The sequence below is a fragment of the Corallococcus caeni genome, from assembly GCF_036245865.1.
Classification (GTDB): Bacteria; Myxococcota; Myxococcia; order Myxococcales; family Myxococcaceae; genus Corallococcus; species Corallococcus caeni.
In genome coordinates, this window is the sequence record NZ_BTTW01000125.1 from 1 (window position 1) to 298 (window position 298).

The 298-nt window shown below is 58.7% G+C and carries 2 tRNA genes; both read left to right on the plus strand.

What is annotated here, in order from left to right:
- Positions 1–50 precede the first annotated feature (50 nt).
- Positions 51–127: transfer RNA gene (locus AABA78_RS39095), tRNA-Ile, on the plus strand.
- Positions 128–183: 56 nt separating this feature from the next.
- A tRNA-Ala gene (locus AABA78_RS39100) sits at positions 184–256 on the plus strand.
- Positions 257–298 lie beyond the last annotated feature (42 nt).

A 298-nucleotide genomic window follows, 5' to 3' on the forward strand; every position in this document is an offset into this window, starting at 1 on the left:
TCTTTGAGAATGAAGGACGCTGTAGGGTTCGCCGATGCTTTAGCCCCCCTGGGCCTATAGCTCAGCTGGCTAGAGCGCGCGCCTGATAAGCGCGAGGTCGGTGGTTCAAGTCCACCTAGGCCCACCACTCTTCTCCCTCACTGGAGGGAAGACACAAGAGTGCCTGGTGCTGACGCGAGAGTCGGGGCTGTAGCTCAGCTGGGAGAGCGCCAGCTTTGCAAGCTGGATGTCGTCGGTTCGAACCCGATCAGCTCCACAAGTTACCTGGAAGTCGCAGGGACGTTCTTTGACAAGTGCA